General features: G+C 47.0%; 22 protein-coding genes. 14 read left to right on the forward strand and 8 right to left on the reverse strand.

Annotated features, from left to right (window positions below; all coding sequences use genetic code 11):
- Nucleotides 1-10: 10 nt before the first annotated feature.
- Nucleotides 11-799, reverse strand: a complete 789-nt coding sequence (locus CLV98_RS02995; protein WP_109672635.1) for a lytic transglycosylase domain-containing protein — start codon at nucleotides 797-799, stop codon at nucleotides 11-13.
- Nucleotides 800-1,263: 464 nt separating this feature from the next.
- On the opposite strand from CLV98_RS02995, the gene CLV98_RS03000 reads away from it, so the two are divergent.
- The 5 genes from CLV98_RS03000 to moaA are packed head-to-tail and all read left to right on the forward strand — an operon-like array spanning nucleotide 1,264 to nucleotide 5,167.
- On the forward strand, nucleotides 1,264-2,454 hold the full coding sequence (locus CLV98_RS03000; protein WP_109672637.1) for a molybdopterin molybdotransferase MoeA: 1,191 nt from the start codon (nucleotides 1,264-1,266) through the stop codon (nucleotides 2,452-2,454).
- A 12-nt stretch (nucleotides 2,455-2,466) separates the two neighbouring features.
- Complete coding sequence (locus CLV98_RS03005) at nucleotides 2,467-2,706, forward strand: MoaD/ThiS family protein (RefSeq protein WP_109672638.1); 240 nt, start codon at nucleotides 2,467-2,469, stop codon at nucleotides 2,704-2,706.
- Nucleotides 2,707-2,726: 20 nt separating this feature from the next.
- Entirely contained in the window at nucleotides 2,727-3,176 is a 450-nt protein-coding gene (locus CLV98_RS03010) for a molybdenum cofactor biosynthesis protein MoaE (RefSeq protein WP_109672640.1), read from the forward strand.
- Between the two features lie 41 nt (nucleotides 3,177-3,217).
- Entirely contained in the window at nucleotides 3,218-4,123 is a 906-nt protein-coding gene (gene moaCB, locus CLV98_RS03015) for a bifunctional molybdenum cofactor biosynthesis protein MoaC/MoaB (protein WP_109672642.1), read from the forward strand.
- 51 nt (nucleotides 4,124-4,174) lie between these two features.
- Nucleotides 4,175-5,167 (forward strand): GTP 3',8-cyclase MoaA, encoded by a 993-nt coding sequence (gene moaA, locus CLV98_RS03020; protein WP_109672644.1) that lies wholly within the window; start codon nucleotides 4,175-4,177, stop codon nucleotides 5,165-5,167.
- 11 nt (nucleotides 5,168-5,178) lie between these two features.
- Here the strand turns inward: moaA and CLV98_RS03025 are convergent, their stop codons facing one another.
- Complete coding sequence (locus CLV98_RS03025; protein ID WP_109672646.1) at nucleotides 5,179-6,108, reverse strand: alpha/beta hydrolase; 930 nt, start codon at nucleotides 6,106-6,108, stop codon at nucleotides 5,179-5,181.
- A gap of 87 nt (nucleotides 6,109-6,195) precedes the next feature.
- Here CLV98_RS03025 and CLV98_RS03030 point away from each other — a divergent pair, with 87 nt between their 5' ends.
- Complete coding sequence (locus CLV98_RS03030; RefSeq protein WP_109672648.1) at nucleotides 6,196-6,480, forward strand: putative quinol monooxygenase; 285 nt, start codon at nucleotides 6,196-6,198, stop codon at nucleotides 6,478-6,480.
- Here the strand turns inward: CLV98_RS03030 and CLV98_RS03035 are convergent.
- A complete protein-coding gene (locus CLV98_RS03035) occupies nucleotides 6,477-7,067 on the reverse strand; it encodes a hypothetical protein (protein WP_109672650.1) in 591 nt (196 codons plus the stop codon). The two genes, CLV98_RS03030 and CLV98_RS03035, sit on opposite strands and share 4 nt — an antisense overlap.
- A 143-nt stretch (nucleotides 7,068-7,210) precedes the next feature.
- Nucleotides 7,211-8,698, reverse strand: a complete 1,488-nt coding sequence (locus CLV98_RS03040; RefSeq protein ID WP_109672652.1) for a sulfatase — start codon at nucleotides 8,696-8,698, stop codon at nucleotides 7,211-7,213.
- 181 nt (nucleotides 8,699-8,879) lie between these two features.
- Here CLV98_RS03040 and CLV98_RS03045 point away from each other — a divergent pair, with 181 nt between their 5' ends.
- Both CLV98_RS03045 and CLV98_RS03050 read left to right on the forward strand, forming a co-directional pair.
- Entirely contained in the window at nucleotides 8,880-11,654 is a 2,775-nt protein-coding gene (locus CLV98_RS03045) for a PVC-type heme-binding CxxCH protein (RefSeq protein ID WP_229203173.1), read from the forward strand.
- An 80-nt stretch (nucleotides 11,655-11,734) separates the two neighbouring features.
- Nucleotides 11,735-12,661 carry a hydroxypyruvate isomerase family protein gene (locus tag CLV98_RS03050; protein WP_109672654.1) on the forward strand — a complete coding sequence of 309 codons (927 nt, stop codon included), beginning with the start codon at nucleotides 11,735-11,737 and terminating at the stop codon, nucleotides 12,659-12,661.
- A 259-nt stretch (nucleotides 12,662-12,920) separates the two neighbouring features.
- Here the strand turns inward: CLV98_RS03050 and CLV98_RS03055 are convergent, their stop codons facing one another.
- Together CLV98_RS03055 and CLV98_RS03060 are read right to left on the reverse strand one after the other, a co-directional pair.
- A complete protein-coding gene (locus CLV98_RS03055) occupies nucleotides 12,921-13,229 on the reverse strand; it encodes an isoamylase early set domain-containing protein (RefSeq protein WP_109672656.1) in 309 nt (102 codons plus the stop codon).
- A gap of 148 nt (nucleotides 13,230-13,377) precedes the next feature.
- Nucleotides 13,378-15,636, reverse strand: a complete 2,259-nt coding sequence (locus CLV98_RS03060; protein ID WP_109672658.1) for a TonB-dependent receptor — start codon at nucleotides 15,634-15,636, stop codon at nucleotides 13,378-13,380.
- 296 nt (nucleotides 15,637-15,932) lie between these two features.
- Here CLV98_RS03060 and CLV98_RS03065 point away from each other — a divergent pair, with 296 nt between their 5' ends.
- A complete protein-coding gene (locus CLV98_RS03065) occupies nucleotides 15,933-16,370 on the forward strand; it encodes a DoxX family protein (RefSeq protein ID WP_229203174.1) in 438 nt (145 codons plus the stop codon).
- Between the two features lie 54 nt (nucleotides 16,371-16,424).
- On the opposite strand, the gene CLV98_RS03070 is transcribed toward CLV98_RS03065, so the two are convergent.
- On the reverse strand, nucleotides 16,425-17,396 hold the full coding sequence (locus tag CLV98_RS03070) for an aldo/keto reductase (protein WP_109672660.1): 972 nt from the start codon (nucleotides 17,394-17,396) through the stop codon (nucleotides 16,425-16,427).
- A gap of 116 nt (nucleotides 17,397-17,512) precedes the next feature.
- Between CLV98_RS03070 and CLV98_RS03075 the strand changes: the two genes are divergently transcribed.
- From CLV98_RS03075 to CLV98_RS03095, 5 genes are all read left to right on the forward strand, one after another.
- Nucleotides 17,513-18,304 carry a M23 family metallopeptidase gene (locus CLV98_RS03075; RefSeq protein WP_229203175.1) on the forward strand — a complete coding sequence of 264 codons (792 nt, stop codon included), beginning with the start codon at nucleotides 17,513-17,515 and terminating at the stop codon, nucleotides 18,302-18,304.
- A 262-nt stretch (nucleotides 18,305-18,566) separates the two neighbouring features.
- Nucleotides 18,567-19,853, forward strand: coding sequence for an aminotransferase class V-fold PLP-dependent enzyme (locus CLV98_RS03080; protein WP_109672662.1), 1,287 nt, complete (start codon nucleotides 18,567-18,569; stop codon nucleotides 19,851-19,853).
- A gap of 129 nt (nucleotides 19,854-19,982) precedes the next feature.
- Complete coding sequence (locus CLV98_RS03085; RefSeq protein ID WP_109672663.1) at nucleotides 19,983-20,597, forward strand: Cj0371 family chemotaxis-regulating polar lipoprotein; 615 nt, start codon at nucleotides 19,983-19,985, stop codon at nucleotides 20,595-20,597.
- Nucleotides 20,598-20,627: 30 nt separating this feature from the next.
- The gene (locus CLV98_RS03090) at nucleotides 20,628-21,800 is read left to right on the forward strand and encodes a glutathionylspermidine synthase family protein (RefSeq protein WP_109672665.1); all 1,173 of its coding nucleotides are present in this window, start codon (nucleotides 20,628-20,630) and stop codon (nucleotides 21,798-21,800) included.
- An 86-nt stretch (nucleotides 21,801-21,886) separates the two neighbouring features.
- On the forward strand, nucleotides 21,887-22,285 hold the full coding sequence (locus CLV98_RS03095; RefSeq protein ID WP_109672667.1) for a DUF983 domain-containing protein: 399 nt from the start codon (nucleotides 21,887-21,889) through the stop codon (nucleotides 22,283-22,285).
- A 533-nt stretch (nucleotides 22,286-22,818) separates the two neighbouring features.
- Here CLV98_RS03095 and CLV98_RS03100 read toward each other — a convergent pair.
- A complete protein-coding gene (locus tag CLV98_RS03100) occupies nucleotides 22,819-25,884 on the reverse strand; it encodes a sensor histidine kinase (protein WP_158281191.1) in 3,066 nt (1,021 codons plus the stop codon).
- Between the last annotated feature and the right edge of the window lie 155 nt (nucleotides 25,885-26,039).

Here is a 26,039-nt window from a genome sequence, read left to right on the forward strand (position 1 = left end):
ATTTAGGTGTTCAGGAGTCGATACCGATAGCTGAAACGACAGGGTCTTTGACCTTGTTTTTCTTGTCCATGTCTATTTTTGCCAGCTGGTCTACGATGTTCCCACTTCCCCATGCTCGGCTTCGTTCCGGATTAGAAAACCATTCTTTTACAGCAATAAGCTTATATAGGTATTGGTTCGTTTCTCGGTTGAGCTTCAGTTGGTAGTAATCGTCTTTATTTTGTGCGTTAATTACACTTTTGATATGCGTAGGTCCGGCGTTATAGGCCGCGGCTACTAAAGTCCATGATCCTAGTTGGCTGTGTAGCCTCAAAAGATACTTGGCAGCTGCATGGGTCGATTTGGTAAGGTGCTTCCTTTCGTCTATCGTGTCGTTTACTACCAGGCCGAGATCCCGGGCCGTTGCTGGCATAAATTGCCAATAGCCTCCGGCTCCCTTGTGCGAAGTAACCTCGTTACTCATCGCACTCTCTATGACGGGGATATATTTGAAATCGACTGGTACCCCGTGTTTCTTAAGAATAGACTCTATGGCCTGCATTCTTTTCTCGGTGCGGGTCATCAGTTTACGGAATGTAGGATTGTCGTAATTCCTGACGGTGCTTTGATACTTCTTGGCAACGACTAATTTTTTAACTGGGATCGCTTCTCCACAAAAATCAATTGCCAAAAGTTCTGAATTAAGTTTTTCAACACTTACGTTGTTGACACTCAATTCTTTCTTTTCTACCTTTTTGGCCCGGAAGGAAAACCATCCTAATACCGATACTGCAAAGGCAATAAAGACAAATCTAATCATTCATTTTTTGGTTCGTGAAACATAAAACTAATTAGCCCTCTCAGACTAACGTTGCGACAAAGGTAACGCTATTAGTATTAATAATGTTTCAATAATGTTTAAAAACTTGAAATACAGTGTCTTGTGTGTTGTGTATTTTGTACTAATTCTATATTTGTAAATTTGGCTGTTTCGCTGTTTTAAATTAAAAAATTGGCGTTTTCTCTCGATTAAGGCAATTTTCGTTGGGACATATAATACTTTTCAAAACCGATATGATTGGTTGAAAATTGTACTATACATATATCGTTAATTATTATAAAAACATTAAAGCGTTGATATATAGATAGTTATGCTATTTTTGTTATTATTTTTAAATGCATTATGAGGTCAAAAATGTGCGTTTTGAGGCTTTGGAGCGTTTATTTTGATTTAGGAGCTGTTTTAATAAATGTTAACTTGCATGATTAAACCCAGGGCAAATCATGATAGAAATTAGCATCGCCAAGGAGAAAATAGTGGAATATTCCACAAGACTAGAAGTAGAAAGTAGGTTGCTTACTGCCTCTGCCGGCTACGTGTTGGCCCAGGATATTATAGCCACTCTACCCTTACCCCTTTTTACTCAGTCGGCTATGGATGGCTATGCCATTCGCCACGACGAGGACCGGGTGGCCGAGGAGTGGTTGACCGTGCAGGGGGAATCGAAGGCGGGCAGTGAAAGAAGCATCAATCTGGAAGCGGGGAAGGCCGTACGAATATTTACAGGAGCCCCCCTGCCTCAGGGCGCCACGGCCGTGGTCATGCAGGAGCACGTTACCCGGCAAGGCGATCGGGTGAAGATCAATCTCGAGAACGTAGCCGATGGGGCTCATATAAGATACCAAGGTCAGCAAATCCAAAAAGGAGAGGTGGCCTTGCCAATGGGTAGCTTACTTAGCCCGGGAGCCATTGGATTTTTGGCGGGCTTTGGTATTACCCATGTGGCCGTTTATAGGAAACCCAAGGTGGCGATACTCGTAACTGGCGATGAACTCGTAGATGCCGGACAGCCTTTAAAGCCCGGGGAAATTTACGAGTCCAATTCGGCTATGCTCGAAGCCGCTTTGCTCAAAGAAGGCGTGGAGGATATCCGTATCGATGCCGTTCACGACGATAAAGCCGAGCTGGTGGCCAAATTGGACGGGCTACTCAAATGGGCCGACTTGGTCATCACCTCCGGAGGGATATCCGTTGGTGACTACGACTATGTAGGGGAAGCCATCGATCATCTAGGGGTGCAGACCGTTTTTTATAAGGTAAAACAACGCCCGGGAAAGCCACTCTTCTTCGGTGAAAAGGGTGGTAAGTTGCTTTTTGCTTTGCCTGGCAATCCGGCTTCTTCTTTGGTATGTTTTTACGAATACGTATTTCCAGCGCTGCGCCTGCTCTATGGACGGAAGGATATCCACCTTCAATCCTTTCGAATGCCTTCGTTAAAGGCCTACTCCTTTAAGGGGGAAAGGGATGAGTTTCTGAAGGGACTCCTTACCCCAGAGGGGGTGATGCCGCTTTATGGACAAGAGTCCTTCGCATTAAGGTCCTTTGCCCTGGCCAATGCCCTGATCTATCTCCCCGCCAGCCAGCAACAAGTGCTGCCGGGCGATCTGGTAGAAGTACATGTATTACCCAGCTAAATAGATAGTAAGATGAATATTCAGATCTTATATTTCGGACAAATAGCCGATCGCATAGGGCTATCGGCAGAAAACTTTGACTGGACTTCTGGGCTTCTGGTAAGCACTTTGCGCGAACAGATCCTGGCCAAATATCCCATATTAAAGGACCAAATATTCAAAATTGCCGTAAATCAAAAAATCATGCAGGAGGACATGCCTATTCCATTTCCTGCCGAGATAGCCTGCCTGCCTCCTTTTGCTGGGGGCTAGAGGCCTAAAAACTGAAAATTATGAACAAGGTGCATAAACCCAAGAAGGTGCTCATGCAAGGGCCTATAGACCCACAAATGGTAGCCACTTCCTTGGTTAACCATCAATCCAAAACCAATATTGGCGCCCATGCCCTTTTTTTAGGGCAGATCCGCGCCGACCAAAAAGATAACGGGGTGGTGACGGGTATCGAATATTCTGCTTATGAAGCGATGGCCGAAGAAGCCTTTCACCGCATTAGAGAGGAGGCCTTTACCCGATACGATCTTACCTGTATGCATCTTTATCATAGCCTTGGAGTGGTGCCTGTCGGGCAGATCAGCCTTTTTGTTTTCGTGTCGTCGGCGCATAGGAGGGCCTCTCTCGAAGCCGTCGACTTTCTGGTGGAGCGTATCAAACAAGACGTACCCATCTTTGGCAAGGAGCTAATAGGAGCCACAGGAGATTATATTTGGAAAGAAAATAACTAGCCCCTTCGAGATTGCCAGGGGCGGTCACAAAAAGCAGAATCATGGTCGACATAACCCATAAAACGAATACCCTCCGCATCGCTACCGCCGAGGCCACTGTGTTGGTCAGCAAGCTGGCGACTATCGAGGCCATCATAAAGAAACAAGTACCCAAAGGCGATGTCTTTGAAATGGCGAAGGCGGCGGGACTATTGGCCGTAAAAAAGACGCCGGATCTTTTGCCCGACTGTCATCCTATTCCTATAGAATACACCGGGGTAAACTACAAGATCGAAGGACTCACGATTATCATTGAAGTGACCATCAAAACCATTTATAAGACAGGGGTGGAGGTGGAAGCCATGCATGGAGCCTCCGTGGTGGCGCTCACCTTTTATGATATGCTGAAGCCGATCGATAAAGGGGTAGAGATTCATCAGATTAGGTTACTACACAAATCGGGAGGTAAAAGTGACAGAAGTGCCCCTCCAGCCGATCTGAAGACGGCCGTAGTGGTATGTTCCGATCGGCTTTCGGAAGGCATAGGCACCGACCGGTCTGGGGCTAGGATCGTTGAAAAGCTCGAGACGATGTCGGTGGCTGTACACGACCTAAGTGTGGTGCCCGACGTGAAAGAGGACATTCAAGACAAAATAAGACAACTGACGCAGGCCTCCTTTCGGATGATCTTGCTAACCGGTGGAACTGGACTGTCCCATCGCGACGTTACCCCTGAAGCGGTGCGGGAGTTGCTGGATCGAGAAATACCCGGAATTGCCGAAACCGCTAGGCAATATGGCCAATCTAGGATGCCCCTAGCCATGTTGTCGAGGTCGGTAGCCGGCCTTATAGGGGACACCTTGGTGATCGCCATGCCCGGTAGTACCGGTGGGGTAACCGAATATATGGATGCCCTGTTTCCACAAGTGTTTCATCTTTTTGGAATCATAGAGGGACAAGGTCATTGATAACCCAGCAGCCACAGAGGCTGATTATAAAGAATTTTGAATTTACAACCGATGTCGATACCCATCTTAGATACTTTTGGACGTACGCATACCTATCTCCGCATATCGCTGACCGATAAGTGTAATTTGCGGTGCAGTTACTGTATGCCTCAAGAGGATATGCAGTTTATGCCCCATAGGCATTTGATGCAGGCCGAGGAGATAGCGTACTTGGCCGGTGTATTCGTAGAGATGGGCGTCGATAAGATTCGGTTAACGGGTGGGGAACCTTTGGTGCGTCAGGATTTTGGAACCATCATCGATAGCCTAGGCGAGTTGCCCGCTACGCTCACCCTCACCACCAATGCCATCCAGATAGACCGGTACCTGTCCGCTATTCAAGCGGCCGGAATTTCCTCTCTTAATGTGAGCCTGGACACCCTCGATGCCCATAAGTTTAAGACCATTACGCGGAGGGATCAACTACAGAAAACCCTGGACCATATCGATTTATTATTGGCGGAAGGGCTTACTGTAAAAATAAATATGGTCGTCATGAAGGGAGTCAATGACGATGAAGTCAATGAATTTGTAGGGTTAACCTTACAGAACCCCCGGATGCAAGTTCGATTTATCGAATTTATGCCTTTTAACGGTAACCAATGGGATATGTCCAAAATCGTCTCCTATGATAGTCTATTGGAAACCATATCGCAACGTTATTCTTTTAGCCGATTGCCAGGAGAACTGCAGGATACTGCTCACCTATTTCAAGTAAAGGGTGGGGCTGGCAGCTTTGGTATCATTGGTACGGTGACTCATCCATTTTGTTCGGGATGCAACCGGATACGACTCACTGCCGACGGCAAGTTAAAAAACTGCTTGTTCGATACTACTGAAGTGGATCTGCTGGGCCCTTTGCGTGCGGGAGCGGACGTGAAACCCCTGATCTATGCGCATTTCCGTAAAAAGCATTTTGCCCATGGTGGCCATGGGCAATTTACTGCAGAGAATGCCAAGGATGCATATGAAACCAACAGAACGATGATCGCTATTGGAGGCTAAAAACGCCCATTTTAATGGCGTGCATATCCTAGGGAACTGAGCCAGGTATTCAGGGCCTTGGGCCAGCCTTCGAGGGAGCCTTTATCGGCGGTACGAAGGCCATAGCCATGGCCGCCGAGTGGGTATAGATGCATCTCCGCTGGTATTTTGTGTGCTTTTAATCCCAGATAGTAGGCAATACTATTTTCAACCGAAACGGAACCATCGTTCATGCTATGCACCAAAAAGGCGGTCGGTGTTTGATCGTCAATTTGCAATTCGTTGGAGTAGTATTGGATCAGCTCATCGGACTTCTCATCTCCCAGCAAGTTATTGCGGGAGCCTCCGTGGGCCAGTTCTGCTGAAAAGGATATAACCGGGTAGGCCAGAATAGAAAAATTGGGCCGGGCTAGTGCACTGGCTCTGGAGCCTTTATTATGATGCGTCGATAGGGTAGCCGCCAGGTGGCCTCCTGCCGAAAATCCCATTACGCCTACTTTTTCGGGGTCAATATTCCATTCCGTTGCCCTCGCCCTGATCATCTGCATACCTTGCATGGCGTCCATTAAGGGCACTTCATGCTGGTGAACCATGCCTTTGGGATTTGGGAGGCGATACTTTAATACAAAAGCAGAAATACCACGCTGGTTAAACCACCGTGCCAAATCACTCCCCTCGTGCGATGCGGCCAGTATGGCATAGCCTCCTCCCGGACATATCATTACGGCCGCTCCAGTGGCCTTATCCTTGGGGGCCAGATAGGGGGTGATGGTGGGCACCGTTACCCCACTTATTCTGAGGATTTCATTGGCATCGATCGTCGACTTTTCATGTATGTCATTCTGGATGAAATTCGGTATCTTGCCTTCAGGCCATAAAGGGAGTTCTTCTTGCTGCGCCTGGACACGCTGCTGAGTCATGATAAGCATACCGCTTGCGATAAGTAAAGTAAAAAGCTTCATTAATGATAGGTGTTTATTTTTTAAAAGGGCTGGTTAGTCCTGTTACTACCCAATCTTATGGATAATTCCCTATAAAATTTTCATTTTATGTTAATTAGGATCGTCAGAATGTACTTCCGTCCCGAAGAGGTGGAGGCTTTTAAAAGGCTTTTCGAAGCGTCACGCACTACCATAGCTTCCACCCCGGGTTGTTTGCACTTGGCTCTGTGGCAGGACCTCCACGACCCGAGTATAATGGTCACCTATAGCCATTGGGATACCGAAGCCAGTCTGGATGCCTACCGCCATTCTCCGTTTTTTGAGCAGGTATGGGGCGATACGAAGCGACTGTTTCGGGACAAACCCATGGCCTTCTCGGTGAAGGAGGCTTAGTTCTTAGCTGGATTGATCATAATATGGGCACGATGGGTGCCTGGGTCCATGATCCATGGCATCCCGGGTACATCGGGCTTTAGGGGTAAGCCGGTAGTTTCGGAGGTGGCATAGGGGATGTACACCACATAGCGCAGATAGCCGTCTTTCAATGCTCCTGTGGCCGAATCGTACTGATCTTGCTTTCCGGAGAGGGCAAATAACGTGGTCGGCTGGTCGGGCATCTTTAATTTCCCCTCTTTTACTTCCTTTTCGCGGATGTCGAATACCTCCTTGGCATTTTTACCTTCTTGTTTTAGCTTCCACCCTCTTTCCATAAATGGCTGGAGGCTTTTGTGATAACAAGCCACACTGATGCCGTCTTTGGAGGCGTCGTCGGCAATGCACACCAGCTCGTTGGAGCCTGCGCGTAAAACTTTATAGGTTCCATCGGAGGAGATCCCATATACCTTAGCTCCATCGCGGAGGTCTGCGGGGGCGGCAAGGATGGCAGTGGCTATCTGAACCTCGGTACTGGGGGATGTGGACTGACTGAACGACGGAGACGCCATTCCCAGTGTAAGGGCTATTAATAAGGATTGTTTCATATCTTAAAAATGGTAGGATCAGTAAAAGAACATCTGACTACAAGTTAAGTGATTTTTGGGGGATAGTAAAGGGCTTTCCCAAAACTTGCCTGCATCGGTCCGCCTTCGGATGGGCGAAGGCGAACCGGAAACAGAGAGGTGCCTTATTTATTCTCTTTATTTTTAAAAATGCCCGTGTCGCCAACTCGCCATTTTTTTTCCATCTGGGCGATAACCTTTGGGTTAGAAGCTGCGATATTCGTGTTTTCGAAGGGGTCGGACCGATGATCGTATAGCTCAATATTAGGCATTTGGTTCCTGAAATATTTGGTATATCGATAGTCTTTGTCGCGTAGGGTTATGCCATTTTTAAAGTAACTAAAGGCCCTGTTATCCCATTGCGGAGCGGCTTTTTGTTTTAGCAAGAGGTTCATGCTTTTTCCATCCAAATGCTGCGGTTTCTCTAGCTTGCAGAGTTCCATAAGGGTAGGGTAAATATCGATAGCGCTTACGATTTCATCTCTCTGAATGCCGGATAGGCCCTCTGGCGCCTTAATGATCAGGGCGCTGCGTAGCGACCTTTCGAAAATGGTATGTTTGCCCCATACCCGGTCGTCGCCTAAGTGCCAGCCGTGGTCGCCCCATAGGACTACTACGGTATTATCGTCGAGCCCTAAGGTTTTGAGTTGCCCTAATACCTTTCCCACTAGCGCATCGGTATAGCTAACGCAAGCATAGTACCCATGCTTTACCTTGCGTGCATAGGCATCGGAAACGGGCTTGTCTAGGGAGGCTTTCTCTTCGCCTAGTGCATATTGGTTAAACTCCCCACTCTCATGTAGGCTAGCCGGATGCACATGTGCAGGCAGGTTGGGAGAAGGGGTGAGGCTAATGCTATCCTCGTCGTACAGGTCCCAGTATTTCTGGGGGGCGTTGAAGGGTAAGTGAGGCTTAAAGAAACCGACGCCTAAAAAAAACGGCTGATCGCTTTTGGCCAACTCCTGGAGCTTGTCTACGGCCAGTTGGGCCGTAAGACCGTCGGGATAGCCCTGGTCGCCTACCTTTCCCTTTTCATAGGGCTTCACCTGTTTGTCTTTTGTCATTCTAGAGGCCCCATCGGCATAGGCGAAGAAGGCGTTCCAGCCGGTTTTCCAATGGCCAGAGTCGAATAACATCTCGTCCCAGCTCTGAGGCATCTCGAGCCGATCGCTCTTAGGCTCCGTATAGCCATATACATATCCATCGGCCGAGTGGCTTATTTTTCCCAGACCTACCGTTCGATAGCCGTTGCGGCGGAACTGATCGACGAAGGTTTCGGCGGTGCTGGTTTTGACTCCTGGCTTCATGAGTTTCTCGAAAGCCGAGTTGCTGAGGTGTTCGGTTCTTCTAGGAAGCTGGCCGGTCAGCAGGCTATAACGAGATGCACCACAGGTGGGTACCGTAACATATTGATTCGTAAATAGGGCGCCTTCCTTAGCCAATTGGTCAATATTCGGTGAGTAAATCTCCTTGTTGCCATAACAAGCCAGATCGGGCCTCAGATCGTCCACAAAAATAAAAAGCACGTTGGGTTTCTTTTCTTTCTTTTCGGGAACGGCAAAACTACAAATCAAGAGCAGGACGCCAAATCCCGGAAGGAGGTACTTTTTCATAAGCAATGAATTGGTTAAGATAATGACACTGTGTGGCTAGTTATAAGACTATTTTGGCGGTGAAAATCCAGTTTAATAAAGAGTTGTGTTATAAAAAACTACTATAACTATCTCCAAGGCCTTCTAAGAAAATTTAATCGTGAGAGGTCCTGCCGGACAATTTCACTACCTCATTATTACAATGTTGTTCAAAGTTGTTACTTTTAACCGTTTTTTGGAACTGGCTGATGGCGTAATAGTAAAGTACATTTTGGAATCATTCTCTTTTAGCAAAACAATCCTGTTTTGTATCGTTTTTTCTTTATTTTTTAAGTGTTTTGGAATTGCCCAAACCCCTGACTCTCTGCTGTCTCAGCATCCCGATAGTGTCTATTTGCGGCTCTCAGAGTCAGAAAAGCGCTTTGCCGTTCATGCCCTTGGTGGGCTAAAAGCCGCGGAGGGCCTACAGGCGAAGTTGTTTGCCTCGGAGCCTCAGGTGGTCAATCCCATCAATATCGATGTGGATCATAAGGGACGTGTTTGGGTACTAGAGGCCTATAATTATAGACCGGCCGTCAACGGCAAGTCGGAGTTGGGGATGGGCGACCGCATCGTTATATTGGAAGATAGTGACCAGGATGGCGTGGCCGACAAGACCAAGGTGTTCTACCAAGGTCCTGAACTACAGGCCCCCTTGGGGATATGGGTGATGGGCAATAAGGCCATTGTCTCTCAGAGTCCGTATGTGTGGTTATTTACCGATACCGATGGGGACGACGTTGCCGACAAAAAAGAAGTGCTCTTTAAAGGAATAGGCGGGCACCAGCAGGATGCAGGCATTCATTCCTTTGTATTTGGCCCCGACGGAAATTTTTATTTTAACTACGGCAATGCCGGTGGGCAGCTGGTGGACGGACATAATCGTCCGCTGCTCGACAAGTATGAACGGCCTATCAACTTCAGGAAATACCGAGAAGGGGTGGTGTTCCGTTGCGACCAAAGCTTTCGCAAGGTGGAAATTTTGGCCGAGAATTTCCGTAACTCCTTTGAAACCGCCGTCGATAGTTACGGAACCATGTGGCAGGCCGATCAGGGTGAGCTTGGTCAGGAGAGCGATCGGGTATCGTATGTGATGGAGAATGGAAACTTCGGATATATCGACGAGATGAACGGTAATAGCTGGCGGGTGGATAGGACCAACCTCGAAGATGAAATCCCCCGACGCCATTGGCATCAGAACGACCCTGGCGTGGTGCCCAACCTCCTGCAGACGGGTTCGGGCTTTCCTATGGGGAGTACGATTTATGAGGGTGAACTTTTGCCTAGAATATATTGGGATCAGATATTAGTAGCCGATGCCGGACTTAACTCCCTGAGGGCCTATCCGGTGGTAGACGATGGCGCCGGCTATAAGTCCACCGGTGTGTTGCCGATTCTTGAAGGCGTAAGAGACAAATGGTTTAGGCCTAGCGATGTCTGCGTGGCCCCTGATGGTTCCCTGATCGTCTCGGATTGGTACGATGAGGTGATCGGCGAAAATAAAATGAGCGACCGAAGTAGGGGGCGTATCTATAGAGTGGCCCCGGTAGGGGTGAAGTATACGGTTCCTCAGTACGACTTGTCGATTCCTGAGCAAGCGGTAAAAGCGCTTCAAAGTCCTAACCTGTCGATGCGCTACCTGGCCTGGAACGCCTGTGTGGAACATGGCTGGGCGGCTGAGCCCATGTTAGAGGAGCTGTTCCGCCAATACGACGCCAACCCCAAGCTAAGGGCGCGAGCCCTTTGGGTGCTCAACCGCATAGAGGGTTTCAATAGCCGAAACCTGGACATTGGCTTTAGGTCCTTGAATCCCAATTTGCGCATCACCACCCTGCGCGCCGTGCGCCAGCGCAATAGCGACCCCATTGAATATATCAAAAGGCTGGCGGCCGACCCCCACCCGCAAGTGAGGCGGGAGGCGGCCTTAGCCATCAACCACAACCATACCTTTGAGGCCCTGGACGTATGGCTGCAGCTGGCAGGGCAGTATCCAGGCAACGACCGCTGGTCGGTGGAGGCCCTGAGCATAGGTGCCATAGGGCAGTGGGAAAGAATTTTTCCTGCTTGGCTTGCCAAGGCAGGCCCTAAGCCCGAGGCTGTGCCTGGGGGTGGGGATCTTATCTGGCTCGCCCGTACCCGTAGGGCTATCCCCTATTTGGAAAGACTTGCCGCCGACACCAGTGTTAGCTTCAAGAGTCGGTTGCGGTATTTCAGGGCTTTCGACTTTTTCCATGCCGGATACGAGAAAAATCAGGCCTTGTTGAATGTAGTGAATGTGCCTTCCTCCGACCGTATTCAGGTGGCTAAGCAGGCCCTGATGCACCTCGATCGTAAGTTTGTAGCCAACTCTCAACAAGGATTGACGGTGCTCAGCAAGCTACTGGACGATACCTATGGCACCGAAGATTATATTGAGCTCGTAACCCGTTACCAGCCCTCATCCGAAATTAATAGGCTCTTGCAGCTGGCCGTAGGGCATTCGCAAGAGGTGATAGGGCGCGATGCCGGGGCCTTATTACTCGACCTTGCCGGAGTATCCTATATGAACGAACGTTTGCGCAGTTTGAACGAAAGCCAAAAGTTGGCCTTATTGGCCTCTGTTCAGACGGCCGGGACCCCTGAGGCTATTTATCTATTAAGAAATATAGCGCTCAATGCCGGGCATTCGTTGACCGTCAGGGAGCAAGCGGCCCGTTGCCTTGGGGGCAGCTGGCCAGGAGAAGATGCCGTGTTGAAACTGTTAAAGGAGAATCGTATCGATCATTCAGTGAAAGAAGCCGCATTAGAAGGGGTTAGAAATGCCTTTAGGGAAGAAATTCAGCTGGCCTTAGCACCCTATTACCCCCAATTGGTTGAAAAAGCGTCCGATCCTGAGCCCGAAGTTGCCCCTGATTCCAAAGCCAAGCGCCGTAAGAAAAGGAGGAACAAAGGGTCTTGAGCCTTTATTTTTGTTGGTAGGGGTATATTTGGGCCTTGGCCTGCTTTTAGTCCTGATAAAACCTAAACAGTATAATTGATATGCACCGCAGAAATTTTGTAAAATCTACGATGGGTATAGCTGGAGCCGCTTTGGCTACCGCCGAATCCATGGCCTCTCCCTTCGGCCCCAAGGCTAAGCATTCTTATAACTTAAAATATGCTTCTCATTTTGGTATGTTTGCCAATAGTGCCGGCAAAGACATCATCGATCAGCTCAAATTTATGGCCGATCAGGGATTTATGGCCTTGGAAGATAACGGGATGATGAAGCGCCCCGTCGCAGAGCAGGAGCGTATCGCCAAAGAGATGTCGCGACTGGGTATGGAAATGGGGGTTTTTGTAGTCGATAAAGGAGGAAACGGTGCCAATACGCTCGCTGCAGGCAAGCAAGAATATATCGATATTTTCTTAGATGGTTGTAAGCGAGCTGTAGACGTTGCCAAGCGTGTCAATGCCAAATATATGACCGTAGTGCCGGGGAATTTCGAACGTAAGCTCCCTATAGGCGTTCAGACGGGCCATGTGATAGATGCCCTGCGCCGAGGTGCCGAAATCCTCGAACCCCATGGCCTAGTGATGGTCTTGGAGCCTTTGAGCGATTCCCCCGACCTGTTTTTACGTACTTCCGACCAGACCTACGAGATCTGCCGGGGGGTGAATAGCAAGTCCTGTAAAATCTTGTACGATATCTATCATATGCAGAAAAACGAAGGCCGTATCATTCATAATATCGATATGACCTGGAGTGAGATTGACTACTTCCAGATCGGCGATGAGCCAGGCCGTAAGGAGCCAACCACTGGAGAAATCAACTATAAAAACGTATTTAAATACATCTACGACCGGAGCAAAAAAGAAGGCCGTGACTTTATTATGGGTATGGAACATGGGAACTCTAAGCCTGGAAAGGACGGGGAAATGGACCTTATCAAGGCCTATCAGGAAAGTGATAGCTTTGCGAAGTAGCGTTTTTAGGCTTAAGGCTTAAGGCTGTATGCTTTAGGCTATAAGCTATAAGCATATAGCGCTGGGCCGTGTGATGTGGTCGGGATAGAAAAAGAGGTTGCCATTGGTTTGGCAGTCTCTTTTTTTTGTTTGGAAATTGTTTTAGGAGCTTTGTATATTTTTCTGCAGCATACTACGGGAAAATGGGATAGCTGCTATTATAAAAAACAGGCCAGCATCATCCATAGATACTGGCCTGTTAAGCATAGCATAAAGGCGATTACAAAACTACTACTGAGTTTTCTTCGGCATTCACACCTGCTGGTACGTATTTGTCAGCTTCCAAATCGTTGGTCCATTTCTCGTTGTCGAGCAAATAACGGAATTGGTATTCTCCGGCGGTAAGTTCTACCGTGCCTTTGAAGGAGCCGTCCTTTTGTTTTTTTAATGCAGTAGCTTGTTCAGGATCCCACCCGTTAAATTCACCTACGACCGCCACCTTTTTGGCCGAATCTACCACCTCAGCAGGTAGCGTGAAAGTCACTTTGAACAAAGATCTGCTCTTTACGAAAGTTTTAGTTAAAGCCATATTATGTAGTGTTGTTTGGTTGATAAAACAAATATACAATCTATAATTATACAATGCAATGAATATCAATGCTATAAATAGCTATAATCTTTATAAAGTTCAATCTTTTGTTACGATTTTAGGATTTGGACAGGGTTTGATCCCGTTTTCATTCAATCGTATATCGTAGTCCAAGGAAGCCTCTGATGCCTTGGTGGGGAGCATATACATAGGACGGATCGAAGGTGAGTGCATATGGATTTTCGGCTGTGGGTAGGGCCTCGCCGAGGTCATTAAATTGTACCATTTTGTCGAATGGGTCGTGCGATCGGGCAATGGAATTGACAGGAGGAGTGAAGTTGAGCAGATTTTTAACCCCTCCATATACCTCTAGACCATTCCTGAATTTTTTGGTGATCTGTATATTTTGAAGGGACCAGGCACCGGACATACTGCTGCGGGGATCTAAGGGCCCCAGCGTGGGCAGGCGCATGGGGCCATACAGATTACCCGTATAATCGATGGATAAACCTGAATTTGGAATTTCATAGGTGGCGGTCCATACGCCGGTTATTTTTTCGGTGAGCACTGGACGGGTGCGTTGCTGGTTTTCGTACTGGTAATTATCCATCAAGGTCACCCCCGTGAAAATGGTCAACGGAAACGGGAAGTTGAAGTCCAGGTTCAACGATATACCTTTCGACACGGCGTAGCCATCGAGGTTGTTGTAGATAATCTGATTGGGGTTGGTGTCGTAGTCGGGGAGAATACGATTGGTGAAATAGGTGTAAAATGCCGACGCATCGATGCCAATAAAAGAGTTGCCTAACACCATTTTCTTGACAAAATTCAAATTAGCATTCCAGCTTTGCTCGGGTTTTAACTTTTCCTCTACCAAGACTTGCCGGGAGCCGGTAAGTGCAGCATGGTCCTCGGTGAACAGATTGACGACCCTGAACCCTCGGCCAAAATTGAAGCGAATCACGTCGGTGGGGTTAAATTTGTATTTATAAGCCAGCCGCGGGGTATAAATGTTGCCATGACGACTATTATAATCGTAACGAGCTCCTAGTAACACGGTGTGGTCTCCCAGGGTGATCTCGTCCTGAACGAATAGGCCAGGTAAGAATATCCTGTCGGCTTTGTCTACCTGGGCAGTGGTCTCAGTGGCCACGGTGTTGTCGTTATAGTAAGTATAGCGCAATGGTGTCCCAAAAAGGAGGTCATGTTTTCCCAAGGTTTTATCCCAAAGCATCTGCGCGAAGGCGATCTTTTGATCCGCCATAAAGGGAACATTCCCATAGTAGGAGTTTTGATGATGGCTGCTAAAAGAGTATTGGAACTTAAAGTTTTCTGTTGTGGGGAGATCGTAGGTACCTAGCAGTTCAAAACGCTTGGTATAAATGCTCTCACCATACCGATCGTCCCCGCCTCTATAGCTTTTGTCCCAGTTCATTTGCCCACCCCAGCGGTCTTCATAGAAATACCGTGCGGCTATACTGGTTTGTTTGTTGTCGCTACGGTCGAAGGACCATTTGTTGAACACGGAAATTCTATTTTGTAATGTCAAGTCGGTAAACCCATCTTGGTTATGATCGACTGGATTCTGATAATTGAAATAATTCACTCCCAACAACGAATGCGCCTTAGCGCCAGCCCGGAAAGCGACTCCCAGATCGACGTTGTAATCGAGCCAGGAAGTACTAAAGGCATCAGCCGAAAATAGAGGGGCCTTGGATGGGTTCTTCGTGATGATGTTGATCAGCCCGCCCACAGCTTCCGATCCATAAAGGGTGGAGGCGGGGCCTTTTACGATTTCTACGCGCTCAATCAGGCTATTTGGAATCCCCGATAAGCCATATACCGTCGACAGGCCACTCACCATGGGCATACCATCGATGAGCACCATGGTATAGGGCCCCTCCAGGCCGTTGATATGTATATCGCCGGTGTTACACACATTACAATTGAGCTGAGGACGTACGCCATTGACATAGCTAAGCCCCTCAAATATGCTGGGAACGGGGTTTTTATAAATGAATTTGGCCGTGATAATGTCTACGGGAACGGGGCTATCGAGCTTCGAAACTTCTTTCATGGTGCCGGTTACCACCACTTCGCCTAGGGATTGATCTCCTTCTTCAAATTGAAAGTCTTGAATGGTGTTTTTGGTGACGCTTACCTTTTTCCTGGTAAGGGAGGGTAGGGAAATGTAGCTCACCTTCAGCGTGTATTCGCCTGAAGGTAGGCTGGGGATGCGGTAATTCCCAGTGGTGTCGGCCGTGGAGCCCACCTGGAGTTCCGGTATGAATATGGCCGCGCCTATGGCAGGTTCCCCATTAGAAAGCATGATTTTACCTCTTAATTGGTGTTGGCTCCACGCCGTCGTGACCATCAATAAAAGCAATAAAGTAAATGCTGATTTCATATCTATAAAAATAATATTCGAGATATCTAATTTTAAAATTTAGACAAATCTAAAAATTAATTACGTCATATTTTATTTTTGCTAAATAAATATCCTTAAAAATTATTTAGATCAACTAGAGTTACACGGGTAAAATAGCCCTTTGTGGGTATTTAGTAGGGGGAGGATGGAGTGAAATAGAAGTAGGGGTGTAGGGGGGGATTAAAAAAATTTGGAGTAATTATTTCAATAGTTGATAACAATTCACGTTTTTGCCATAGGGTCTGCGGATCACAACCATTTCAAACTCAAACTGAATGATGATTAAAAATTTTTTTGCTCCCGGGCAAGCTTCAAAACAAGTGGATATTGGATTGTTTATTTTGCGGGTAGGGATATCGATACTCATGATGGGCCATGGTTTTCAGAAATTGAGCCGCTATCTGGAAGGTAACACGGCCTTTGCCGACCCCATTGGCATAGGCTCGGAGGCTACTTTAATATTGGCCATTTTCGTAGAAATGATAGGGTCCATACTACTTATATTGGGACTTTTTACCCGGGCCGTTTTGCTGTTTTTGGGGAGTACGATGCTCGTGGTGACCTTCATAGTTCACGCTGCCGATCCTTTTAAGGTCAAGGAACTTGCCATCGCTTTTCTTCTGGTGTATTTGGTCATGTTCATCACCGGACCAGGGCAATATTCCATCGATCAAAAACTCTATGGCAAGAAGTTTCGGATCAGTAGTTTCTAGGAAAGGGGCATCCAAAAAGGAGTTTTAGTCCTTTTTGGATGGGTGATGAGGGGTTTATTGAGACCATTCGGTAGGTTCTCTGTCCCAGCGGTGGGTCTTTAACTTTTCCATTAAGGAAGCAGCTAGGGCTTCTTTGCCACTGGTGGCTACATTGGACTGCACATGAGGAAGCTTACGCATGCCGGGAATGGTGGTATGTACATCCTCATTTTGAAGGATAAACCGAAGTGCCAGCTCGGGCATGGTCATCCCTTCAGGAATGTCGGCTCTCAGCGCATCTGCGTGATCCACACTTGCGTGCAGGTTTTCGGGTACGAAATAGGTAGAACGCCAGTCGTCGGCAGGGAAAGTAGTTTCCTTAGTAAAGGTTCCGGTGAGGGTTCCTTCGTCGAAGGGTACCCGGGCAATCACCCCCACGTCATGTTTCCTACATAAGGGGAAAAGATGGTCTTCGGGGGCCTGGTCGAAAATGTTGTAAATGACTTGTACGGAATCTATGAGCCCCGTTTCTATTGTCTTCAAGGCATTATTAGGCTCCCAGCGGTTTACACTTATTCCCCATCGAGCTACCTTGCCCTCCTGGCTCAGCTTAGCAATGGCCTCTTTCCAGTCGTCGCGATCGGCCCAGGCATCCTCCCAAACATGAAACTGCAGCAGGTCTATCTGCTCGGTGCCCAGGTTTCGTAAGCTTTTTTCAGTATATTCAACAATGTAGTCGGCCGGGAACACCTCCTCCAGACTGAAGGTCGATTGTGACGGCCATATTCTGTTTTTGGGAGGGATTTTGGTTGCTGCATAAATTTTCTGTTCAGGGAAACGACGGATAAGATCCCCCAGTATCCTTTCGGAAAGTCCCTCGGCATAGCCCCAAGCAGTGTCAAAAAAATTCACTCCCGATGCTACGGCGAGGTCTAGGGAGTCGTCGGTTTCTTTGCGGTCGGAACCGGTCCATCCGGCAAGGCCCCACATTCCGTAGCCTATCTCGCTGATATTCCAGTTGCTTCTTCCAAAACGGCGATATTGCATATTCTAAATAGTTAAGCGTTTATTATTAAGGATAAAATGATTTATTAACTTTAGGAAAACCGATACATTTGCATGAAGAAAAGTTTTCGAATAAATATATACTTTACGGTAAAAAAATGCGAAAGGTTGAGGCTGGACCCTTTAATCGGGATATATTGATGAAGAGTGTGTGGAGTACGATGGGTTTGATGGTAGTGTTGGTGTTTTCGGCCTGGACGAGCGAGTCGCCTCCTGCCAGCAACCTTTTATTGCAATATTGTTCCGATTTTCGTCAAATACAAATGGATGTTCGGGATTGTGCCATTACGCCCGATAGTGCCGCCAGGGCTTTCAAACAGAATATCGATAATATCAGGAAGGTGTTTGGGGAGGATTCCTGCAACAATGGTGCGGGATACGTTTACCCGGTAAAAGGCTATCGGCCCAAGGAGTCGATAGGGGGCAGGGGAAGGGGCTATAGACCCGACGGCTTCGATCTTTTCGACATGGATGTGCAGGGCAGCCATCCGGCTCACGACCTTTTTATCAGGGACAAAAATAAGGATGGACTGGACGATTATACCCAACAACCTGCCGATATACTGGCTTTTAGCTCTGGAATGGTGTTGGCCTGCGAGAAAAACTGGACCGTAGACAGCGACCGCCGGGGAGGAAACTGGATCTGGATCTACGACCCATGCCTGAATGGGGTGTTCTATTATGCCCACAACCGTAAGGTGGTGGTCGATCCGGGACAGTGGGTGGAGGCCGGCGAGAAAATTGCCGAGATGGGCCGTTCCGGATTCAATGCCAATAAGCATCGATCGCCTACCCATCTGCACTTTATGTACCTGCAAATAGATGCCTATGGGCAGCCCCAGCCAGGGAATACCTACGACTGGCTTTTGGAGGCTAGGCCTGTGGATTAAAGGAAACTTTCATTGTCCAAGTCCAATGAATAGTTATAATAATTTGGCGTCATGAAAATGCCTTATTTAGGGTGCAATTTATTGGATATTGCAGCTTTATAAGCCTCTGATAATGAATCTGGATATGTCGTTCGACTTTCCATATATATGAATCGCTAATAGGTATTCCTGCCAAATATTAATCTTTGATTTTGTTGTTTAAGTTCGTATTAATAGGGTATTTTTATATTTTGTAGTAAAAATATTTCCTAAACCTTAAAGAATGAACAATCGAAGGAGTTTTTTTAAGAAGTCGGCTGCCATCAGTTTGGGGGCCTTCGGTGCCCACAGCCTATTTAATACCTTGCATGCCAAAGAGTTTAAAATGGCGGAAAGTCTATTGAATGGGGAAGACGGTAGTCCCGAAGACTATTGGTCGGTCATACAAGAGGCCTATACGGCTAGTAAAAGCGATATCTTGATCTTGAATAATGGAGGTGTTTCCCCGTCTCCAACAGCGGTGCAGGTGGCTTTGGAACGGTATAATCTTACTGCCGCTCAGGGGCCTTCCTATTATATGTGGCGTATTATGGACAAGGGCAGGGAACCACTCCGCCAGCGGCTCGCCGGCCTCGCTGGAGTAGATGCCGACGAGGTGGCCATCAACAGAAATGCTACCGAAGCCCTCAATACCGTTATTTTTGGTATGCCCTTGCAGAAAGGCGACGAGGTAATAGGCACCACCCTCGACTACCCCAATATGATGCATGCCTGGAATCAGCGTAAACTTCGAGATGGGATCGTCTACAAGCAGCTGGTATTCGACTTCCCCATTGAGAACGACGATACCATCGTAAAGGCCTATGAACAGGCCATTACTCCGAAAACCAAGGTCATTCACATCACCCATATTATCAACTGGGTAGGGCAGATTATGCCCGTAAGGAAGATTAGCCAAATGGCCCACAAGCATGGGATTGAGGTGATCGTCGATGGGGCGCATTCCTTCGGTCTGCTCGATTTTAAGATTCCCGATCTGGAGTGCGATTATTTTGGCACCAGCTTGCATAAGTTCTTAAGCGCCCCATTGGGAACTGGGATGATGTGGATCAAAAAAGATAAAATTGCCAAGATCTTCCCCCTTTCAGGTAGCGAACATCCACAGAGTACCGATATCCGCAAGTTTGAAACCTTGGGAACCCGTAGTTTTTGTATCGAACAGGCCATAGGCGAAGCGATTAACTTTCAGGAGGCCATAGGGAGTAAGCGGAAGGAAGAGCGGGTGCATTTTCTCAAGCATTATTGGGGTAGCCAGGCCATCAAAATACCCGGTGTTCGGCTGCATACCTCCTTAAAGCCCGAGTATTCTTGCGCCATTGCGGGCGTAACCGTCGACGGGCTCACCCCTCAGGAACTCGACAGGGCCCTGTTTAAGGATTTTAAAATCCATACGACAGCCATGGTTTACAAAAATGTGAGCTGCGTGCGCGTAACGCCCCATGTCTATACCAGCCTAGCCGACCTCGATCATTTGCTGGAAGCCCTTGACTCCATCGCCCGGAAGGTATAACCTGGTTACCAACCATCACCGTACTCCTCTTGGTCTGTAAAGGATTTGGTCCTTTTCTCATATTCTATTGCCCAATGACCAGAATATGGGGCTATATTTGACTAGTCCAATACTAAATGATAAAAAGGAATGAGTCAGATTAGAAAGGGTGCATTTATAAGGAAAGTTCAAGACATCGGCGTAGGAGCGGCATTTGCCCTCAGCCTGTTGTCGGGCAGTGCCATGATGTCGTCCTGTTCGTCCAATAACGACAACGAGGCCGATTACAGTTACGAAGAAACTAGCTATACCAAAGGAATACGCTCGCATATCAAAGAGGTAGCGCCAGGCGAATTTAAAATTACCGACGAGGAGGCAGTGGATGCAGATAAGTCGGTGGCTATCGTGTCCTATCTCGATGGCCATACGGATTCTCTATCGACGGCCGCTTCCAAAGCGTTAATCGACAAAGAGATTCAGAATAATTCTAACCAAGGATATCATAGCAGCGGATTGTCGTCGATGCTGCTATATGGGGGCATGGGCTATATGCTAGGCAGGAATTCGGGGAATAGTTACATTAATAATTATCGGGCCAATAACCCCGCTCCCGGAACCGCCTATGCCAATACCGCTGCATATTCTAAGTCACAAGGAGCTGTGGAGTCGGCACAAGCCTCTCGCTCCACCCGCACGGTGACCTCCCGGCCATCGGGGGGAAGAAGTGGATTCTTTGGCCGTTCGGCGGGGCGAAGTGGAGGTTGAGGAGAAAATGGTGAAGGATTTTAAATAACTATGATACGATTTACAAATATGCCCAACCCACCAACCGAAGCCTTGAGAAAGGCGGGGTGGGAATGGATGATTGGTGAAGACACCGTGCCTTACCTGGTCGATCAGGTGGTGTCGGTCAATACGTCGGAAGCCGAAAATTACTATAAAGCCGCCAACACCCTCTATGAGATGTTTGTGGAGGCAGGCCAATACGCCATAGACCAGCACCTGTTTAAGGAGATGGGTATTCCTGAAAACTTGATTGAGCTGGTGCGCCAGAGCTGGGACGACGATCGCCATACCCATTTATATGGTCGTTTCGATTTTGCAGGAGGGATCGATGGAGAACCCATCAAATTATTGGAGTTCAATGCCGATACTGCCACTTGTCTGCCCGAAACAGCGGTGGTACAGTGGGCTCAGCTCATGATGAATGGCCATGATGAGGCCGCTCAGTTTAATGCCGTATACGAGACCATGGTCGAACAGTTTCGTTATATACGCAGGGGCAATAACGATCTGACGCCTTCCATACTATTCTCCTCTCTGGAGGGGTATCCTGAGGACTTTGCCAATGTCACCGTACTCATGGAAGCGGCCAAAGAGGCAGGGTTTGAAACGGACCATCGTTTTATTCATGAAGTAGAGTTCTCCTCGGAGCAGGGGATTTTTAAGCAAGATGCGGAAACAGGACATTTTGTGCGCTACGACTTTTGGTTTAAGCTGGTTCCCTGGGAGCAAATTGCCGAAGATGAACCGGAGCTTACAGCCATGCTTACCCAACTGAGTAGAGAACGTAAAGTGCTGATCTTGAATCCGGCCTATACCCTGCTTTTTCAGTCGAAATATATTTTGAAAATCCTATGGGATTTGTACCCTTATCACCCCTTATTGCTTCAAACCGAAGCGAGGCCTTTGTCGTATAAGCAATATGTAAAAAAGGTGATTTTGGGCAGGGAAGGTGCTAATGTGTCCATTGTCCAAAAAGATGGCACGGTGCTAGAGTCGGTAGGTGGTGAGTACGGGGAGCAGCCAAGCGTCTATCAGGAATATGTAGCGCTCAACCAGGATGAGCATGGACAGAGCTACCAGGCAGGGGTCTTTTATGCCGGTGAAGCCAGTGGGCTTGGGTTCCGTAGAGGCAGTAAGATCCTCGACAACAAGGCGCAGTTTGTAGGGCATATGGTGGATTAGTGCACCCTATACGATAGGAGGGGGCATTTTTTTATTTTTCGGGTTAAAAACCTACTTTGCGCTTTACACCCTTAAACCCCATTGCAATGACCCGGTTGACGGCCATAGTAAAACAGAAATGCCCGCATTGCAGGCAAGGTGACTTGTTTGTAAAAAAGAACCCTTATGCCATCAAGGATGCCTTGAAAATGCCCGAACGCTGCCCCATTTGTCAGCAGGATTTTCGTATGGAGCCCGGGTTTTATATAGGGGCCCTGTGGACGAGCTTTCCCTTGGTGATCAGTCTGCTGGCCCTGTTTTCTGTATTGTTTTTGGTGGTGTTGCAGATAGACCTCTATGTGTTTTTTGTGCTGATCGCCATAATCCTGTTTTCTCTACAGCCTATCATTATTAGGCTAGGGAGAGCCATTTGGATCAACGTTTTCGTAGATTATGATCCTGAAGCAGGGGAGAAGGAGGCTAGTCAGCGGGATTTGAGAGTATGATGCGTAGGTCAATTACTCTTATGACTTCCGATACTCTCAAGCGATTTCGAAGATCGACCGCCCAATATTCAACAAGCTGGTAGAGAAAAAGGGTACATATCAGTAGGGCTTGATTTCCTAGGAACCGCAAGTTGTCCTTTAGATCAGTCGTTAACTTCTTAAAAAGATGGTAATTAAAGTACACCAGAGAGAATTAGGAATTCTTTTAAAAAGGGATTAATAAAGATAGAACTTGATGAATATAACTGTATATGGAGTAATTCAATAATTGGCCCACCCGCGCAAAATCAACAGCCATTATAAATATTGGAGTTATTATATTTCCAAGCTGTGGGGATGATAGCACCACTGCTGATGCGGGAAATTATGGGTGCAAATTTGAAGGTCTACTTTAGTTGACGCTGTGGATGGGAAAAGGATAATATAGGGGATTTTGACCATTCTGAACGTCCACCTTGATGGTCATGACAGTTGGCATTCGAAAACTAATATTTTGCCAAATTTCCAATGTCCTCAAATGTTGAACTGTATTATCACCTTCCGACCAAAAAAAGAAGTGTAATTACAGTGCCTTTGTCCCGTGTAGATTGGATCGTGAGTTGTCCCTTCATCTGCATTGCACGATGCCGCATGTTTATTAGGCCATTTCCTTGTCGGTCCAACTGCTTGTCGAAACCTTTACCGTTGTCCCTAATAACCATTTTTACTTTACCCATTGAGTAGCCAATATCCGTGTAAATGGCACTACATTCAGCATATTTGGCGGCGTTATTTATGGCCTCTTTAAATATCAAATAAAAGTTTTTGCGGGTTTGCATGTCCAGTTTCAGGTTATTTAGCGGTGTATCTGTGTTGAAATGAAAATCATAACCTTTGGATTCTGCCAGTTCGCCTCCAAAGTGTAACATGCGGGCAAATACATCGCTGATTTGGTCTTTTCCTGCTTTTACACTCCAGACTATATCGCTTAACCCTTCCTGTACTTGCTGTGCATTTTCCTTTATTTTCTGTACAACTTGCTGATGCTCTGTTTCCACTATTTGCATTAGTAATGCCTGGCTATAAAACGAGATGCTGCTGAGAGTACCTCCAATTTCATCATGCATATCGGCACTGATCCCGTTTCGTATCTGCTGAATTTTAAGGATCTGGCGTAAACGGTATTGGTAAAACGCATAGAATATTGCACCGAGGGAAATTATACTCAGGATAAAAAACCAGACAGACTTATACCACGGTGCCAGCACAATGAGTGGAGTCTGCCATTGGTAGGTACCCCAGTCGGCACCAGCGGCAGAGACTTGGACCTTTAGGTTGTACTCGCCAGGTGGCAAACTGTTAAAAAGCAGTTTATTTCCGTCCTCAAACATATGCCATCTGTCGTCGTTCCATCCTTCCAGTTTATAACGGAACCGATTGAGAGCTGTATTATGGTAATTAGTACTCATGAAAGAGAATGTGAAAAGACGGTCATCGGGCTCCAAAATAATCTTATTACCTTGCTTATGACTGGTTACGGTGTCGGTATGGTTACGGCCGGAGGCATATTTCGAGTAAGATATCAACTGTAACTCGCCCTCTTTTTCCGCACTTGTGTCGAGCCGTGCTGGATCGAAAGCCACAATGCCATTCAGCCCACCAAAATAGAGCGTTCCATCTTGTGATTTAAGATATGAACCGTGGTTGAACTCCATATGGGGCAGGCCGTCAAAAATGGCATAGTTATGAAACTTCTTCGAGTGTGTATTGAATCGAGACAGTCCTTTATTGGTGCTTAGCCAAAGGTTTTCCTGCTCGTCAGGCAGGGCAGCGTAAATATTGTTATCAGGAAGGCCATCTTCCGTTGTAAAAAGGCGTATCTCTTGATTTAGGGTATCAATACGAATTAGTCCCTTTCCAGATCCCGCCCATAATGCATGCTCGTACCAAAGCGTGTGGAATATTTGTAAAGCAGGAAGTTTGATCTTGTCGCCGGCAGTTTGTCCGTAATGTTCATGAATGGTGGCATCCGGGTTTAATACATATAAACCATTGGTCGTGCTGACCAAAATACGGTTTCCTGACCAGGGCATGAAGTGGTTTACCCGCTCGTTTTTAATATACTTGCCTGCTTTCTCATTCAGTAGCACAGGTTTTAGGTCCCGTGTGTCTAGCACAGCCATTCCGCCCCATGTACCCATCCAAAAGGTATATTCATTGAGTTTATAAAAGGAGGTAAACCCCCGGCCGCTGACAAAAGGGAGCTCTACCGAATAATATTGCTCCCTTTCAGGATCTATTTTGATAAATTGGGTACCATCCGTCACTGCATATACTTGGTTGCCGGCAAATAGCACTTTATAAGGTATTACGGTATCACCCGGCACGTTCTTTGGACGTTTTAAAATCATGTGCCTGGTTCTACCTGTCGCCGGGTCTATTTGGTGGAGTAAATTCGGTTTTCCGTCAACCATGAATCCATAAGAGCAAACCCATATTTTTCCCGTAGGATCTTGTGTAATACCCCGAATGCTGCTACCAATATCCCCCGGTTTTTCCAGGGGTACACTCAGGTATTTCCGGAATACTTCGTCAGTCAACGTTATTTTGAAAAGTCCGTCCACACAGGATATCCAGAAACTACCGTCAGTGCTCACCAAGGATGCAAATAGGAAGATGCGTGCCCCTGATTTCTGTTGCAGCCGAGTGGTCAGGTCCGTGAAATGGTTTGTTTTTTGATTTACAAATCCGATTTCCTCGGCCGATTTAAGCCATAGGTTTCCTTTTTTATCAGGTGAAATTATTTTGGGCGCTATCGGCGTATCGATGTCTGTTAGTGGTCCGAACGTACCTGTCCCGAAGAAATATTTACGCATCAAATATTCCTTACTGTCTCCTTGTCGGTAGTATATGTGCAGCCCATCTATATCTTGCTGGACAACACTTGAAACATGGAAGTGCTTGTTAACAAGTTCTTTATTCAACAAACTGATCCTGCGGATAAAATTTGCTTTCGAATCGATTTCATCCAGAAAAACATCTTCACTAAATAAATACGCATTATTTCGAAGATCATTAAAAAAGAAGACGACCAAGCTTTCAGCTGAAAATGAATGGGAAGAAGTTGCGGGTGGAGTGTACACCGCCACGGACCTATAATCCATATTAATCCTGATCAGTTTTCCATACGGAATTGCCATCCATGCATTCTTGTTTTTATCAAAGAAAATATTCAAGGTTTGTTTGGAATCCACGCCCTTTATATTGCGAGAAGGATCGACTGTCCTACAGGTAAGATAGACGGGGTCGAGAATGCTGAAACCATTATTATGCGCCACCCATATATTGCCGTCAGGTGCTGTCCGGAGCTGATTTATCAGAGTACGGCTGCCTATCGACCGGGTCAGTGTTTCTGTAAAGTTTTGAAAGTTGTATCCGTCGTAGCGCCATAGATCCTGTCCGGTAGCTACCCACATAAAGCCACGTCTGTCTTGTGCAAGGCAACGAACATTTCTACTCGGTAATCCTTGCTCGGGCCCGAGCAATTGAATGTTAACGCGCGTTTGAGGAATTTGTGCCAGACAGTTTTGAATGCCATTGAGAACTACTAAAATAAACAAAGAGAAAAAATGAATTTTTCCCGGTAATTCAAAAAGATTAAAAATTGAAAATTCACGTGGCATGTAGAGGAGACTGAGTTCGTGAGAACAAGTATGCAGTATACAGTAAAAATCAACACGATAGTCAAGGTACGGTTACTTTTTATTAAACGGTA

Origin of the sequence: Dyadobacter jejuensis, assembly GCF_003149085.1 — a bacterium.
Taxonomy (GTDB): Bacteria; Bacteroidota; Bacteroidia; order Cytophagales; family Spirosomataceae; genus Dyadobacter; species Dyadobacter jejuensis.